The sequence below is a fragment of the Paenibacillus sp. FSL M7-1046 genome, assembly GCF_038007405.1.
In the GTDB taxonomy this organism is placed as follows: Bacteria; Bacillota; Bacilli; order Paenibacillales; family Paenibacillaceae; genus Paenibacillus_AQ.
In genome coordinates this window covers 6,146,251-6,163,059 of record NZ_JBBOXB010000001.1, presented here as the reverse complement: position 1 = coordinate 6,163,059, position 16,809 = coordinate 6,146,251, and the positions used below count along the sequence as shown (strand labels likewise).

Sequence of the window (16,809 nt, the reverse complement as noted above, 5' to 3'; positions counted from 1 at the left end):
TATCGCCTGAAATGGTGATCAGGACAAAGCCTAGCCAGCAGTCCTGTACCGAGTCTTGCGTGGTGCATGGTAACATGTACGGCGAAGCGTAGACAGGGAGACAGTAGGCCGGAATCAAGTGAAGAGGATAATTAGCCCCGAAATCAAACGTGGTTGAAGCAGCCGATCCTATTTCTCTGTGGAGAAGGCAGAACCGGCATCATCGATAGGGCAAGAGGGTGACCGGGGCTTCCGGGGTTCGTACCTACAGCATGCTGTCCAAGGGTTTCTTGGGAACAAGGGAGATCCGGCAGTTCCAATTTTTTTTTTTTTTGGTAGAGCCGAACAAGCCTACAAAGCAAGGGAGGCTCAAAGACTTGCCGGAAGTCTTACTGACGGATAGTACTCCGAGGCAGGGAGAGCCTGCTACATGGGGAAGCGGTCAGCAGAAATGGAATCTTTCTAAGGCAACATGGGCTCCATACAACGGGAGGACACAGGCCTTCATACAACGGAAGGAAGAACCTAGCCATGACAACAGGATTGGAAAGAATAGCAGCAAAAGCACGAGAAGATACGAAACTTCAGTTCACTTCGCTTACCCACCACATCTCTAAAGAACGGCTACAAGACTGTCTGCAGCATATTCCCAGACGAACGGCTCCCGGTGTGGATGGGGTTACCCGAGACGAGGCTGTGAAAAGCTTCGAGGTGTGGGCAGAAGAAATGCTCACGTCCATACACCGGAAAGGCTACCAACCGCCAGCCGTAAGAAGAGTCTGGATACCGAAGCCTGGAAAGAAGGAGAAACGTCCGTTAGGTGTCCCGGCCGTGGCAGACCGAGCTTTACAACGGTGCACAGCAGAGATACTAACCGCTATCTATGAGCAAGATTTTCTAAATTGTTCATTTGGAGGCAGACCGGGCAGAGGGCAGCACAACGCGTTAGCAACACTGAATGAGATCATAGCCGGAGAAAAGGTGGGTTGGGTATTCGAAGCCGATTTAAAGAATTTCTTCGGCAGCCTGGATCATGAGTGGATGATGAAATTTGTGGAACATCGCATGGGTGATCCGCGAATCCTCCGGCTGATCCAGCGCTGGCTCAAAGTTGGCGTATTGGAAGACGGGAAAGTCCACGCCAGTGAAGAAGGTACGCCGCAGGGCGGCTCCATTAGTGTGCTTTTAAGCAATGTGTACCTGCACTATGTGCTGGACTTATGGTTTGAGAAGGCAGTTAAGCCGCGGCTTAGAGGCGAAGCCTATCTAATTCGGTATATCGACGACTTTATCGTATGTTTTCAATACCGAAGCGACGCCATCCGTTTTCAGGAAGCGCTGGTAAATCGGCTTCATAAGTTCAAGCTGGAGTTGGAACCGAGCAAAACCAGATTAATCGAGTTTGGGAGATTTGCGAGCAAACATAGCCAAAGAAAAGGGAAGAAGAAGCCGGATACGCTCTACTTTCTAGGGTTTACGCATTACTGTACGCGAAACCGGCAAGGGAATTTCATGGTGGGCAGAAAGACAGAGAAGAAGCGACTGAAGCGAAGTATGGGAAACGTGCAGGAAACCATGAGAAGAATGCAGCATGAACCGCTGGAGGTACAGGCAAAGAAGATTAACCAAATGTTGCAAGGACATTACGCTTACTATGGAATGGCAGGCAACATGAGGTGTCTGAGTAAAGTGTACGCCACAGCCGTCACCTATTGGCGGAAGGTACTCAGTAGACGAAGCCGGAAGAGCTACGTGACTTGGAAGGAATACCAGCGACTACGTTCATTGTTTCCACTGATGCGACCGAAAATCTTCATCCCATATCAACGGTTGAAGACATACGCGATGCTGTAAAACCAGTTCTGAAGAGCCCGGTGCGGGAAATCCGCACGCCGGGTTCTGTGGGGGTTCGGGTCACCAGTTGGGTGGCCCTTCTACCCGGAGGGGCTGGTTTTGAACCCAGCCCTTTACTCTAGAACAGAAATAGAAAAAGGAGAGACTTTGATAGGGAGATTACTCAAGCATATTGAAAAATAGATGTCGAATAACAACCTCGCAGAGCAGGCTTTTCTTGCCTGTTAGTGCTCATAAAAATAAATTGTCAAAATCATGCTTTATTTGGGAGTATTTTGTTGTAGATTTGTCATTATTTAGTTATAATTCTATTAATCATCAATGAGTAACGACGTCAATCTAGCAACATGAAAGGATGAACAGAGTGGCACTGGAATCGCATCATCTGCAGCTCGAGTATGAATTCTTAAAGGCTCTGAGGAATGCTGAAGTTCCGCTTGGAGCCAGCACTCTGGTTCATACGCTTGGGAAGAAATATGAACTCAGCCAGGCAACCATCGGACGCAAGCTGATGGAATTTGATTTCGAGGGCTATACCGTTCTGGAAGGCCGCAAAGGGCGTATTCTGACGGAAAAAGGAACAAGGCGCATTGCATATTTGGAGAAAGAGCTGCACCAGAAAAATGTAAATCACCAATTTCTGCAGCTATTGAATAATTCAGGAGAGTCTGCACTCGTGGATGTGCTTGTGGCCAGACGGGCGCTTGAGCGGGAAATTGCCGCACTGGCTGCACAGCGGGCTACAAAGGAAGAAATTAGTCTGCTAGAGGCTTCTATTGCCAGTCAGAACGAGCTGTTATCACAAAATATCATTCCCTATGAAGAAGACCGTGAATTTCATACTTTACTAGCGCTTACGGCGCGTAATCAGGTATTGCTCCATGCGGCTCAGCTGGTATGGCAAACCGGCAGGGACTTCCTGGAGACCGCCTATATTCGCCGCACGGTGGGCAGCGAGCTTGTGGTTGATCACCGTAAAATTCTGGATGCCGTTGCTGCGGGATCACCTGAGCAGGCGGAAGCGGCAATGGTTATGCATATCAATCAAATGATAGAGGATGTCAAACGTTATTACGCTATCCAAAATCAGGAACAGCGCAATTCGTAAATGCTTTGAATAAAGGAGTGGAAATTGTGGAGATCCATTACCGCTTAGGCATAGATATCGGCGGAACCTTTACGGATGCCATTGTTACAGACGGGCAGGGTCAGATTGTCGCGGCGCTCAAAATACCCTCGATAGCCGATGCTCCCGAACAGGCGATATTCCAGGCATTAGACCAGCTGCAGTCGAAGGGAGTGGACACCCGTAAAATTGAACTCTTCGTGCATGGTACTACGCTTGGCGTAAACACGCTGATCGAACGCAGTGGTGCAGTTACCGGGCTGCTCGTGACCAAAGGTTTCCGGGATGTACTCGAAATACGCCGCTTGCGGCTTGAGAATACAACCAACCTCTATGGGGATAAAACGCTGCCGCTTGTCCCGCGCCAGCTTGTAAAAGAAATCGATGAACGTCAGCTCGCAGACAGCAGAGTGCTCACCCCACTGGACCCGCAACAACTGCTCCAGGCAGTGGATGAATTGGTGCTGGAAGGGGTTACGGCGCTGGCCATCAGCTTCCTGCATTCTTATGCCAATGCCGGTCATGAGCAGCTGGCCGAACAGTTGATCCGTGAGCGTTATCCGCAGCTGTTCATCTGTAGAAGCAGTGCAATCTGGCCGCAGCAGCGAGAGTTCGAGCGGACGCTGGCCACAGTGATGAATGCTTATGTAGGCGAACGGATGGGGTCTTATTTCAAGCGTCTGCAAGATGGAATCGGACCCTACGGCGTATCGGCGACGCTGCTGTCCACCATGTCAAACGGTGGTATGATGACCGCTGCCCGCGCTGCAGCCGAGCCAGTAAGGACGCTCCTGTCCGGTCCTGCTTCGGGTGTGATTGGCGCAACCTTTATCGCGGAGCAGGCAGGGATTAGCCAGGTGGTAACCTTCGACATGGGCGGGACAAGCGTAGATGTCGCCTTAATCGACAAGGAGCCCGCCTACTCCACAGAGAACCGTGTGGGGGATTTCCCGGTCATTATTCCGGCGGTAGATGTGACCGCCATTGGAGCGGGCGGAGGCTCGATCGCCTGGGTTGATTCGGTCGGGGTATTGAAGGTAGGGCCGCGCAGTGCAGGCGCCAAGCCGGGACCGGCGTGCTACAACCGTGGCGGCGGGCAGGCAACAACCACTGATGCCTATTTGCATTTGGGTATTCTGCAGGCTGACCGCTTTCTCGGCGGCCAGATGCAGCTGTTCCCTGAACTGGCTGAACAGGCGCTTACGATTTTGGGTGACCAGCTCGGGCTGACTGCCAAGCAGACGGCGCAGGCCATTCTGGATGTAGCCACCGCGAATATGTATGCCCAATTCTCACCGCTGATGGCGCGAAAAGGAGTCGATCCCCGTGACTTCACTCTGCTTGCCTATGGCGGGGCGGGCCCGATGCATGCTTTTCTGATGGCGCGTGAAGTTGGCATCCGCCGGGTGCTGATTCCACCTTCTCCTGGAACGCTTTGTGCTCTGGGCTGCACGGTTGCCAATTTGCGCAACGACTTTGTCTTCACACTCCACAAGCACAGCCGTGGACTGGATGCCGGAGAACTTCAGACACATTTCTTTTCGCTTGAGCAGCAAGGACGCCGCTGGATCGAGGATGAGGCCAAGGGTGGAGTAAACCTGGGAGGTACATACGTCATATACAGCGCGGATATGCGATATGAAGGACAGGCATTTGATCTGGAGGTTACCCTCTCAGATTCTGATATTTCTGACCCGAAAGAAGCGGAGATTAGATTCCACCGCAAGTATGAATCCGTGTTCGGAATCAGCCAGCCGGAGGCGGAAGTCATGTTCGTCAATCTGCGGGCAAGCATCGTAGGGCTTCTGCCGAGCAAGATTAGGGCAGCTTCTCCGCAGGTAGCAAGCAGTGGAAAACCTGTGGAGACCCGGGGAATCACGTTTGACGGATTGGATTACCAGGCTAAGGTGCTTAACCGGGAGCATCTGAACACAGCTACACGAATCTCCGGTCCGGCTATCCTTGAGGAATATGATACGACGGTCTTTATACCTCCCGGCTACACGATACACGGAGATGCTAACGGAAATATTATCGGGGAGGCAGATCTATGATTACGGATAAAGTCTTCCTCGAAATTTTCAACAACCGGATTCAGGCTGCAGTAGAGGAAATGGCCAATGTCGTGCTGCGCACCGGTTTTACCGCTTTTGTCAAAGAGACGGGTGATTTCGGAACCTACCTGTTATCGCCGGAAGGCGAGACGTTCGGCTCTCCGCTGGATACGGGATACAACCTCTCCCTGGGAATTCCTGCGGCTACCGCCATCCAGGCAATACACCATTGGAAGGAAGGTGACATAGTCATCTGCAACGACCCCTATACAACTGGGGGGATGGTTACCCATCTGCCGGATATTCACCTGATTAAGCCTTATTTCCATGACGGCAGGATCATTGCTTTTGGGCTTTGCTTCGTACATTCTTCGGATGTCGGCGGAAAGGTTCCGGGCAGCGTATCGCCAAGCGCTTATGACATACATATGGAAGGCATCCGGATTGCGCCGGTCAAGCTGTATGAGGCAGGCTGTATGAATGAGCAGGTGCTCCGGCTGCTGCTGGACAACAGCCGGATCCCTGAGCAGAATCTTGGCGATCTCAAGGCGCTTATGGCTGCGCTGAACAGAGGGGAGCAGCGGCTGAAGGAACTCATCGGCAGATATGGTGCGGAGCAGGTGGAGCAAGGCATTGAGAATCTGCTGGAGTATGCGGAGCTTAAAGCCCGGACGATCATTCAGGATATTCCCGACGGCTCCTATGACTTCTGGGACTATCTGGAGAAGGGTCCCGGCGGCTATCCGATCCGGCTACGCTGCCGCATGACAATTACCGGTACGGATATCTATCTGGATTTTAGCGGAACCGACCCGCAGGTTAGAGCTTCGTTTAATATTCCGACGCATAACCAGCAAGGGCACTATATGCTTGTGCCGGCGTTGATCCGCTACTTCCGGACACTTGATCCGGCCATTCCATGGAATTCCGGGATGGTGCGGATGGTGCGCAACTACGCGCCTCCGGCATCGGTGCTCAATCCGGAGCCGATGGCGGCGGTAGGAGCGAGAGCGGCGACCTTTATCCGGGTGATGGATGTCATTACGGGGGCGCTCAGCCAGGCGCAGAGCAGCAAGGTGCCGGCTGCTGGAGCAGGTCAAGCCTGTATTGTGATGATGGCAATGACCGATGCTTCCGACGGCAAGAGCAAAGTCGGTGTAATTCAGCCGATCTGCGGCGGATCGGGGGCAAGACCGATGAAGGACGGGATTGACGGGATGGATTTCGCCGTAGGCCATTTGCGGAATATCCCGGCTGAAACGGTTGAGGCGGAGATGCCTGTACTGATTGAACGTTACGGCTTAAGGGCGGATTCAGCCGGAGCCGGCAAATTCAGAGGCGGCAGCGGCATTGACCTGCGCGTCAGGATTCTCAGTCCGGATACCGTGATGACCGCAAGAAATATGGAACGGATGGAATTCCAGCCCTGGGGCCGCTTGGGAGGTGGTGTAGGTAATCATGGAGAAGCGATATTTAATGAAGGCCGGCCAGATGAACGTAACCTTGGCCGGATTGATGAGCTTTTGCTACAACCGGGAGATACCGTGACTTTTCTGTCCCAGGGCGGCGGCGGATATGGAGATCCTTATGAACGGGACCCTGCATTCGTACGGAATGATGTGCAGAAAGGACTTTTGTCGGAAGATCAGGCGCGTGAACAATACGGCGTAGTGCTAAATTCAAATGGCAAAACCATTGATGAAGCATCCACTAAGCTGCTGCGTAATGGCCGCAGTAAGAATGGGGAAGCTTTCAGCTTCGGGGAAGCCCGGACTGCGTTTGAAACGGTGTGGACGGATAAAATGCAGCTCGCCGTGAATGCTGCCCTAAGCAGCTATCCGCTGGCACTCCGGGATTATTTGAAGAGACAGACGATGGCAGAAGCTGAGTCCAGAGTTGCTGCGGGCCATCCAGTTTCGGCTTCAGCAGTACCAGAGATCATGGAAGAATTGCGCAGGGGAATAGGGCTGCGCTAATGACAACAGCGGCTATGACCGGAAGGCGACAAAATTAGGAATTATATTAAATAACCTGAAGGAGAGAACCGAATGAGTACTCAAAAACCTAAACGCTCTTATATCTTACCGGCAATGTCGCTTGCCATGATTGTGGCACTATCAGCTTGTGGAGGGGGAAACGACGCGAATAACGCTACCGGAAACAATGCTGCTGAAAACAATGCTGCCGGGAAATCGGAAGATTCGCCAGCAGCCGGCAGTGGTGAAAAGGTCAAGCTGACGATGTTTATCTGGGCCGGCTCCAATCAGGATGTGGTTCCTAAGGAAGTCGTAGCAGAGTATGTGAAGAACCATCCCAACGTTGAGGTGACCTTCGAAGAATCCTCCAATGCTGTAATGTATCCGAAAATGCTGGCAGGCAAGCAGGCTGACCCGAACAATCCAATTGTAAACTTCGGTTATTTCAACGCAGATGCTTCAGCCAAAGGCCTCAATGACGATATGTGGGAGCCGCTTGATCCGGCCATTGTCACCCATATGAAGGACATTCCCGAAGCTTTCCATACCGCTGACAACAAGGGCATCGTCTGGGGCGTGTCGAGCTTTGCGCTGGTTTACAACAAAGATCTGGTAAAAACACCGCCAACAAGCTGGAACGACCTGTGGGGAAGCGAGGAGTTCAAAGGAAAAACCGCATTGTGGGATTACATGTTCTATTCTTATCTGTCCCCGCTTCTGGCTGTAAAAGGGGAAGAACTCGGCGCATCCTACGAGAATCCAGAGCCGGCCTTCCAGTTCTGGGCGGATAACAGCGATCAGATCGGCACACTGGTTACCTCAAACGACCAGCTAAAGGGTCTGCTCGATTCGGGCGACGCCCTGATTGCTCCGTTCAGCTCACAAGTAGCACAGACTTGGATCGACGGCGGCTCGCCGCTGGCCGTAGCTTATCCTAAGGAAGGTGCGATTTCCTTCCCTTATTCGCTGCAGGTTGTCAAAGGTTCTACGCCGGAGCAGGCAAAAGTGGCCAACGAGATCATTAACGAGCTGCTTAGCGCAGATGCGCTGTCCCGTTATGCTGAGGCGACCGGAACTCCAGTGACGAGCACGGCAGCAGTCATCCCTGATAAATATAAGGATGATCCATCCTTCACCGTTGAGGAGCAGAGTAAGGGAATGAATCCCGACTGGGATACGCTGGCCAAGAACAGCTCGGCCTGGAAGGAACTGTGGGACCGTCTGGTCAAAACAAAATTATAAACCGGCTGCTGGCAGCAACCGAAGAGATGGGAGTTGGGGACAATGAGTGACGGAGTGGGGCCGATTGCAATCGAGACGCGAAATGTGAGCAAGTCTTATGCGGGAAATACGGCCGTTAATCAGGTGTCGCTACAGGTGAAACGGGGAGAATTCGTCTCTCTGCTCGGGCCCAGCGGCTGTGGGAAAACCACGCTGCTCCGGCTTCTCGGCGGCCTGGAGCAGCCTGATGAGGGGACTGTGCTGCTGTCGGGACAAGATGTCTCGGGGATCCCGGCCTATGGACGGAATACGAACATGATTTTTCAGCAACTGGCGCTGTTCCCCCATATGGATGTCTACAATAACATCGCTTACGGCTTGAAAGTCAGAAATACCCCGAAGCACGAAATCAAACAGCGAGTACAGGAGATGCTGGAACTGGTGCAGCTTGGCGACTACAGCCAACGCGCCGTCTCCCAGCTATCCGGCGGACAGGCGCAGCGCGTTGCCATTGCCCGCGCCTTAATCAACAAGCCGGAGGTGCTGCTGCTGGACGAACCGCTGTCAGCACTGGATTTGCAGCTGCGGCTGGATATGCAGCGTGAACTGAAAAGGATACAACGTGAATTTGGGGGCACGTTTATCTTCGTTACCCATGATCAGCATGAGGCGATGAACATGTCTGACCGCATCGGTGTCATGCGGGGCGGCAAGCTGCTTCAATATGCAACACCTGATGAAATCTACGAACGGCCCGTGGACAGCTTTGTTGCCAAATTTATCGGTGACACCAACCTGCTTCGGGTGAAGGTACTTGGTGCGGAAGAAGGCCGGGTCTGGGTGCAAGCCGGCGGCTTGAAGCTTGCCGTGCGCCCGCAGGAAGGGCAGCCCCCGCTCGCTGCGGGGAGTACGGGTTCACTCTCCGTCCGTTACGAGTATCTCCGGATCGGAGAAGCAGCAAGTGGCTGCGACAACCGGCTGGAAGGAAGAGTGACCGAATGTGCATATGGCGGTGCAAGCATCCGGTACACGCTGGATATGGGTGGCCATGTCCAGCTGCATGCCAGCACACTGTATCAGCGGGGAGATGCCCGGTATGCTCCGGGCGACTCGCTGCTAATCGGGTTCAATCCCGAAGACGGTCTGCTCCTGCCCGTTGATGGACCTCCTCTAAGAGTGGGTTCCTTATGATGAAGGCCACCGGCAAGCTCATAGGGCTGTTCTCTCCGGGGAACCGAACCTGGGCGGCACAGCTGCTGCTGCTGTTGCCGGTGCTTGCCTTGATGGGCATCGTGTATCTCGGTGGACTGCTGATCTTCGGCCGGTACAGTTTTGATCTCTACGAGAACGGGAGGCTGATCCGGGACTGGAATCTCGATTCCTACCGTTCCTTCCTGGGAGACCCCTATTATTGGACCTTGATAGGCACCACCTTTCGAGTCGCAGCCAAGGTAACTTTTTGGAGTCTGCTGCTTGCCTATCCGCTAGCCTATTGTATTGCCGGCCTGAAACGGCCAGGCATACAACAGTTCTTCTTGCTGCTAACGTTTCTTCCGCTTCTCGTCAGTGCTGTTGTCAGATCGTATGGATGGCAGCTGCTATTGTCTAAGCAGGGCTTTATGAACTGGCTGTTCATAAAGATGGGACTGACGGATAGCGGATTTGAGATGATGTATAACGAGACCGGGGTTACCGTTGCGCTTGTACATATCTTTCTGCCGTTTATGGTGTTCCCGATCTTGAATGTGCTTACCCAAACCGATGATTCACTGAAAGCGGCAGCCCATGATCTGGGCGCAGGCAAATGGCGCACGTTTCTAACCATTACACTGCCCTTGTCCGCGAGGGGCATTGCGAGCGGGGTGCAGATTGTCTTCACACTCTGCCTGACCGCATTTACAACGCCTCAGCTGATCGGAGGCGGGCGCGTCATGACGCTTCCGGTGCTGATCTATCAGCGGACATTGGATACGAACTGGCCGATGGCGGCTGTGGCGAGCCTCTTTTTGTTTGCTTCATCAATCCTTGTATCATTGATTGTTAACAAGGGAGCTGACCGGCTGATGTTCCGGCGTACACGGACGGGAGGGCAGGCCCATGATTAAAAAACCGCGGGATTACAAATGGATTCTCTACGTATGTGCCGGCGCGGTTGGCTTATATCTGCTGCTGCCGTTGTTGATGATCCTGGTGACCTCAGTGAGCAGCGGAGCCTCCAGCAAGTTTCCGCCTGACGGGCTGACGCTGGAATGGTATAGCCGTCTGGGTGATCAGAAGCAGTTTCTGGAAGCCTTCCGGAATAGTATGCTGTCTTCTGCGGGCGCAGTTCTGCTGGCGCTGGTTACTGGCACAATGGCTGCGCTGGCGATTGTCCATTATCCTTTTCCGGGCAGGGGACTTTTGCGCGCCTTTTTCATGTCGCCAATGGTAATGCCCAAGATAACATTAGGTGTGGCGTATCTGATCCTGTTCTCAAAAATGCACATCGCAGGCGGATTATTTGCCCTGATTCTGGGAGAGGCGGTCATCGTCCTGCCATTTGTCCTGTCCATTGTTGGCAGCGCTCTCGCCAATCTCAATCCGGCACACCGCGAAGCTGCCGCCGATTTGGGGGCCGGACCGTTTCGCATTTTCTTTACGATCACATTGCCGCAGCTGCGGCTTTCGCTTGTTTTAGCCGGCTCGATTGCCTTTGTCTTTACCTTTGATCAGGTCGAGACAGCACTGCTTATCTTACGTCAGGGAAGTTACACCTTGCCTATACAGCTCTTCTTGTACATGGAAAAATGGCAGGATCCTACGGTCGCTGTCGTGTCCATGGTGCTTATCGTTTTTGCACTTGTTCTGTTTTTTGCAATCAAACTGCTCATCCGCTCCGCACCGGGTCTGGAAAAACTGCTCGGCAGCCGAACGAAGAAAAGGAGGTCTTGAACCTGATGGACAAGCAAATCTCGAATCCTGTTTCCGGAGCCAACCGGCCGCGTGCCGCTGAACTTATGGCAACCAGAGGTCTGGCCGCTCTTGTGGCGACCACGCCGGAAAACATCAACTATATTCTTGGCTCGCAGCTGCGGGCCAGCAACTGGACGATGCAAATTTATGCTGTACTGCCGCGTGAACCGGAAACCCGTCCCTGTGTCATTATCCCTACCAACCGGCTGGGTGTAATCGCGCAGCTGGGGATTACCGGAGCGGATTTATATGTGTATAGTGATTTTTTTGTGGAGGGGTCTGTCGAAGGCAAGCCATCCACTCCGGATATCGATCTTTTTTACGCTTTGCTGCAGAATACGACAACCTATGTGGGTCCGATTGAGGCGTTGGAGGCGGCTCTTGAAGATCTTGGGCTTAAAGGACAAGCAGTAGGAGTGGACGAAATGAGGATCGCTCCGGATCTGCTTGCCAAATTTGCCGCAGGACTTCCCGGCGGACAGGCTGTAGCAGCCTACCAGCTGTTCCGCCAGATCCGGCAGATTAAGACCCCATTTGAAATCGAACGTCTGCGGAAGTCTGCAGCTCTGAACGAGACGATTGAGCAGCAACTAATCGATCTGATCGCCGCGGGTGTGCACGAGAAGGATTTGGCCGACCATTACCGGCTTGCCGTGATGAAAGCAGGGGGCACCCCCGCGATGACGGCAGTGGGTGCGGGTCCGCGCAGCGCACTGCCGCTGATTGAGAATTATTTCCGCGTCATCGAGCAGGGGGATCAGATCCGTTTTGATCTCTGTCTTCAGTTGGACGGATACTGGGGAGATACAGGACGGACTGTAGTGCTTGGAGAAGCCACACCTTGGATGGAACAGCACTTTCATGCGGTGCGCAGCGGCTGGGAGCAGGCGCTTGAAATGATCCGCCCCGGCGTAAAAGCATCTGATGTTTTCCAGGCAGCCGTAGCCAGAGTTCAGAAGGAAGGCATTCCGCATTACCGGCGCCAGCATGTGGGGCATGCCATCGGCCTGGAATTGTACGATGATATAACTCTGTCGCCCGGAGATCACCGCATTCTGGAACAGGGGATGGTGCTGTGTGTGGAAGTTCCTTATTATGAACTGGGCGCAGGCGGATTTCAGATTGAAGATACGATCGTGGTGACAGCAGACGGCTACGAGTTCTTAACACAGATGGAACGAAAGCTGTTCCGCAAATAACAAGGAGGGTTCCGGTCACCCTGTCCTGTTCTGACAATCGGAGTTTCTCCAGAAAAGAAAGTAGGGAGCAATGAAAATTCAGCAGGGTTCAAAATCGTTCCGAAATATTAGTCTTGCACTGTTTGCCGGAGGTTTTGTCACATTTGCGCTTCTTTATACCCTGCAGCCTTTGATGCCGGAAATTACCGAAGCGTTTGGAATCACGCCGACGGAAGCCAGTTTAACCTTGTCGGTCACCACTCTATCCATGGCATTGACCATGCTGTTCATCGGTTCCATATCCGATGCGGTTGGCCGCAGAGCCATCATGACGGCCTCTCTGGTTGCAACTTCCGTGATCGCCGTCATTTCCGCTTTTAGCCCGCTTTTCCCCGTATTGCTGCTGTTGCGTATATTGCAAGGTATTGCGCTCGCCGGATTGCCCGCTATAGCAATGACTTATCTTGTGGAAGAAATCGACCCCCTCAGTCTGGGCTATGCAATGGGACTTTATATTAGCGGCAACTCCATTGGAGGGATGGGGGGCCGGATCATCAGCGGGTTGTTGACCGACTGGTTTGACTGGCGCGCAGCTGTCGGTGTCATTGGCGTGTTGGGTCTGGCTGCGGCTATGATATTCTGGATGGTGATTCCGCCTTCACGCCATTTCGTGAAGCAGACAGGCAAGCTGGGCCAGGTGATTCCTCTGCTCTGGTCGCAATGCCGTAATCCGCGGCTCCTTTGTCTGTATGGGTTAGGCTTCCTGCTAATGGGCAGCTTTGTCACCTTGTTTAATTATATTGGCTTCGAGTTGACCGGTGAACCGTACAATCTTAGCCAGTCACTGGCCGGCAGCATTTTCGTCGTGTATCTGATGGGAACCTTCAGTTCCACCTGGATGGGACGGCTGGCTGACCGGTATGGCCGTACCGGTGTTATTAGGTTAGCCCTTGCCATCATTTTAACGGGAGCACTTTGCACGCTGCATCCCTTCTTATGGGTCAAAATCATCGGCCTTGCGCTGTTCGCCTTTGGTTTCTTCGGTGGCCATTCCATTGCCAGCAGCTGGGTGGGCCTGGTGGCCGATGAACATAAGTCGCAGGCCAATGCACTGTACCTCTTTTTCTACTACATAGGCTCTAGTGTGAGCGGTACAGGCGGCGGGGTGCTGTACAGCCATTTTGGCTGGTTCGGCATCATCGGCATGATCGCAGCCTATGTGGCAATTAGCCTGATGTTATGCGGCTTCCTAGTGCACAAGAGCGGGGGAGGGACTCAGAAACTATAATTCCATAAACAATGAAGAGGCAGCCGCCGAACGGCTGTCTTTTTTGTATGATCGCCAGCTGTAGATAGACTATAAGTTCATCAATTGACGTCCGTTTTCAGCAGTGAAGGAAATATCTGCTTGTCTACTTTCCTTAAAAAACTTGGTAAGGTAGAGGTTAGCAATTAATAAGAGGTGAAAAGTTGTCATGAATAAGAAACACTGTTTGTTCTGCGATGAGATAGTTCCCATTAAACCGGAAGGTGATTACGATAGATATATTGGCTGTGCCTGTTCTCCCGGCGGTTTCTATAGCCTGCGGAGAGACAGCTACGAACCTATTAATTCGTTGCCGCACCCCAAAAAACGCGATATGCTTCATTTAATATCAGCTTATATCCGGGAGCTGACCGATTGCGATGAAAAGGTCACACTAGCGGCCAACGACTTAGAGCCGATTGCAAATTCTCCGAAAATACCTGTTACTATTGAAGATAAAGGAAACCGTCTACTGCAATATTTGTACAGACATTCCGAAGGGCCGGAGGAACCCGTGGTCATTCAACCACTCTCCAGCAGCTATAATTTGACCTATTCACCCAATCTGCAAGAGCTGGTCTATATCATTGATAAGCTGATCAATGAGCAGCTGCTCATCAGGGAAGGTATGTCTTTTAAGCTTACCGGCAAAGGATGGAGCGAAGCCGCTGCGAACGCAGGAGGAAAAAAACTAAAGCCTTGCGTCGTTCTCATTTCGGATGAGGGGGATTTACGCACGGAGTGGCTGGAACTACTGTTGCCGAAAATCGAGCAATGCGGTTATCTGCCACGATTGCTTACACATACAAAAACGCAGAGCCGTGAACAGTATTCCTTGGAGCTTATCGCGGACAGTAAACTGATGATTGCGGACTTATCCGGTCAATCCCCCGAGGTGTATTTTGCAGCGGGATATGCGCTCGGTTTAAACATCCCGGTGATCTGGACCGTAAACGGCAGCGATGCCGATAACCTTTTTGTACAAATACAAGATATCCGTCCGATGGTTTGGGATACAGCCGAGGAGCTGGCAGTACTACTCCAGCAGAAGTTGAGTTTATAGAGAATTTCCAGGACATGACCCGTTAAACGAAGCAAAAATAAATAACAGGCGTCTCTCATAGAGGAGGGCGCCTGTTATTTATTTTACTTTTATAGAGTTCTCCACAATTTAAATTCAAGATTTTTCGGCAATCATCTTTTTTAATTTGATTTCGGACTCTTTCCCGGTTGACTGTCCCACTTGTTGGATGAAGAAGGAAAGCAGCAAGGCGAGAATACCGATACCTACAATAACGAGGTAGGCATCATTTATGCCCTGGATGGACGCTTCCATCATCATGTGTTCCTGGGTTGCGCTTTTTGCGCCACTTGCACCCATAAGATTCTGCAAATGAGTTGTGGTACGGCTCGTCATGATGGTTACCAGCAAAGAAGTACCTATGGCACCCGCGACTTGTTTAACGGTATTGGAGATTGCGGTGCCATGCGCATGAAGCTTCGCCGGCAATTGATTTAATCCTGCGGTTTGTATAGGCATCAGGAACATCGCCATTCCGATCTGCCGGCCTGTCGACATGAACACCAGATAGATGTAACTGGTAGAGTCCGTTAAATTAACAAAACTTAGGGTCGTGGTGATCGTTATAAGCAGACCGATGATGGCAAGCCATTTTGCTCCGAACCGGTCGAACAGCTTTCCGGTGACCGGCATAAGCAGTCCCATCACAAGCGAGCCGGGAAGCAGCAGTAGGCCGGACTCCATGGCCGTATAGCCGCGGGCGCTCTGCAGGTACAGGGGAAGCAGAATCATATCCGCATACATCACGATTGTAACTGCGATACTGATGACGGTGGTTAAGGAGAACATCTTATATTTGAAGGCCCGGAGATCGAGAAGCGGATTTATGGAAGCCAGCTGCCGCCAAGTAAACAGGGCAAGGGAAAGGATACCCGCACCAAGAGACAAGAGCACCTCCGCACTCGACCAGCCTGCGCTGCCGGCCCGGCTGAAGCCATACAGCAAAGCGCCAAAGCCGAGGGTGGATAGGGCCACACTTATCATATCAATCTTGGGATAGGAGCGTTTCGATACATTCTTCAAATAAATAAATCCGCAGACAATAACCAGGACAGTGGGGGGAATGATCCCATAGAACATGGTTTCCCAACTGTAATGTTCCAGGATATATCCTGCCAAAGTAGGTCCAATCGCAGGGGCAAATATAATCGCCAATCCGACCATGCCCATGGCAGCGCCTCTTTTTTCCGGAGGGAAAAGCGTTAAAATAACATTGATGAGCAGCGGCATGATAATTCCTGCGCCAGTTGCCTGAATCAAACGTCCGGTAAGCAGAACGGGGAAGCTTGCCGCGATGGCTGCTACGACCGTTCCAGCCAGGAAAATAAACATGGAAGTCTGGAAAAGCTGCCGGGTAGTAAAACGCTGCATTAAATAAGCCGTAATCGGAATCAGTACACCGTTCACCAGCATATAGCCTGTTGTCAGCCACTGGGCGGTTGCCGCTGAGATGTTGAAATCATTCATTAATTCCGGCATGGCAACGCCCATCACCGTCTGATTCAACGTCGCAAGAAAGGCTCCAAAAATCATAATGAACAAAATGGGGCCTCTTTTTAGGACACTGATGTTTACTTCTCTCTGTTTACTCACTTCACTCCATCCTTTCAATGGTACCTTTTTCTTTTTGAACAGCATGCATATCCCTAATAGAAAAAATAAAACACTGCACCCCATTCCAAATAAAGCGCTGGAGCTGATGGCATTGGGGGATTTCTCCATCATAAGCAGAGTGTATTGAGTCACCACAATGGAGACCATTGCGTCTACAAAGCTAATCATTTTCAGTGAAGAAACAATAGGGCCCTTCAGATGCCGGTTAGCCAAGGTACCGTAAATGGCAATACCAAGCTTGGTGAAAGCAACTGCTGCTACCAGATAAACAATGTAACCTCTGAACATGATGGCATCTCCGGCAACATACATCCGCAGGCAGACCAACAGATAGGAGACCCCTAGAAGACAAAGGAAAGTGCCACTTCGTTGATAAACAATAAATTCCATATTATATCTTTGTACAGGGTCTTCGATACTCTTGGCCACTCTATATTTATAAAGTGCCTGACCTCTTGCGGCAAAAAG

At 51.9% G+C, this 16,809-nt stretch carries 12 protein-coding genes; 11 read left to right on the top strand and 1 reads right to left on the bottom strand.

What is annotated here, in order from left to right; translation table 11 throughout:
* Positions 1-510: 510 nt before the first annotated feature.
* The 11 genes from ltrA to NYE29_RS27345 all read left to right on the top strand — a co-directional run bounded on the left by ltrA (position 511) and on the right by NYE29_RS27345 (position 14,709).
* Positions 511-1,833: a group II intron reverse transcriptase/maturase gene (ltrA, locus tag NYE29_RS27395; RefSeq protein WP_076108941.1), complete on the top strand. Its 1,323-nt coding sequence runs from the start codon at positions 511-513 to the stop codon at positions 1,831-1,833.
* A gap of 364 nt (positions 1,834-2,197) precedes the next feature.
* Positions 2,198-2,941, top strand: coding sequence for an FCD domain-containing protein (locus NYE29_RS27390; protein ID WP_340898315.1), 744 nt, complete (start codon positions 2,198-2,200; stop codon positions 2,939-2,941).
* Positions 2,942-2,946: 5 nt separating this feature from the next.
* Positions 2,947-5,013, top strand: a complete 2,067-nt coding sequence (locus NYE29_RS27385; RefSeq protein WP_340898312.1) for a hydantoinase/oxoprolinase family protein — start codon at positions 2,947-2,949, stop codon at positions 5,011-5,013.
* Positions 5,010-6,989: a hydantoinase B/oxoprolinase family protein gene (locus tag NYE29_RS27380; RefSeq protein WP_340898311.1), complete on the top strand. Its 1,980-nt coding sequence runs from the start codon at positions 5,010-5,012 to the stop codon at positions 6,987-6,989. The genes NYE29_RS27385 and NYE29_RS27380 overlap by 4 nt, the downstream gene beginning before the upstream one ends.
* A gap of 72 nt (positions 6,990-7,061) precedes the next feature.
* On the top strand, positions 7,062-8,231 hold the full coding sequence (locus NYE29_RS27375) for an ABC transporter substrate-binding protein (protein WP_340898309.1): 1,170 nt from the start codon (positions 7,062-7,064) through the stop codon (positions 8,229-8,231).
* 42 nt (positions 8,232-8,273) lie between these two features.
* Positions 8,274-9,401, top strand: a complete 1,128-nt coding sequence (locus NYE29_RS27370) for an ABC transporter ATP-binding protein (protein WP_340898307.1) — start codon at positions 8,274-8,276, stop codon at positions 9,399-9,401.
* Positions 9,398-10,315, top strand: coding sequence for an ABC transporter permease (locus NYE29_RS27365; protein ID WP_340898305.1), 918 nt, complete (start codon positions 9,398-9,400; stop codon positions 10,313-10,315). The genes NYE29_RS27370 and NYE29_RS27365 overlap by 4 nt, the downstream gene beginning before the upstream one ends.
* Positions 10,308-11,141, top strand: a complete 834-nt coding sequence (locus NYE29_RS27360) for an ABC transporter permease (protein ID WP_340898303.1) — start codon at positions 10,308-10,310, stop codon at positions 11,139-11,141. Before NYE29_RS27365 ends, NYE29_RS27360 begins: the two co-directional genes overlap by 8 nt.
* Positions 11,142-11,146: 5 nt before the next feature.
* Positions 11,147-12,361 (top strand): M24 family metallopeptidase, encoded by a 1,215-nt coding sequence (locus NYE29_RS27355; RefSeq protein ID WP_038591955.1) that lies wholly within the window; start codon positions 11,147-11,149, stop codon positions 12,359-12,361.
* A 70-nt stretch (positions 12,362-12,431) separates the two neighbouring features.
* The gene (locus NYE29_RS27350) at positions 12,432-13,628 is read left to right on the top strand and encodes an MFS transporter (protein WP_340898300.1); all 1,197 of its coding nucleotides are present in this window, start codon (positions 12,432-12,434) and stop codon (positions 13,626-13,628) included.
* A 187-nt stretch (positions 13,629-13,815) separates the two neighbouring features.
* Positions 13,816-14,709: a hypothetical protein gene (locus NYE29_RS27345; RefSeq protein ID WP_340898299.1), complete on the top strand. Its 894-nt coding sequence runs from the start codon at positions 13,816-13,818 to the stop codon at positions 14,707-14,709.
* A 114-nt stretch (positions 14,710-14,823) separates the two neighbouring features.
* Here the strand turns inward: NYE29_RS27345 and NYE29_RS27340 are convergent, their stop codons facing one another.
* Entirely contained in the window at positions 14,824-16,260 is a 1,437-nt protein-coding gene (locus NYE29_RS27340) for a DHA2 family efflux MFS transporter permease subunit (RefSeq protein WP_340899814.1), read from the bottom strand.
* Between the last annotated feature and the right edge of the window lie 549 nt (positions 16,261-16,809).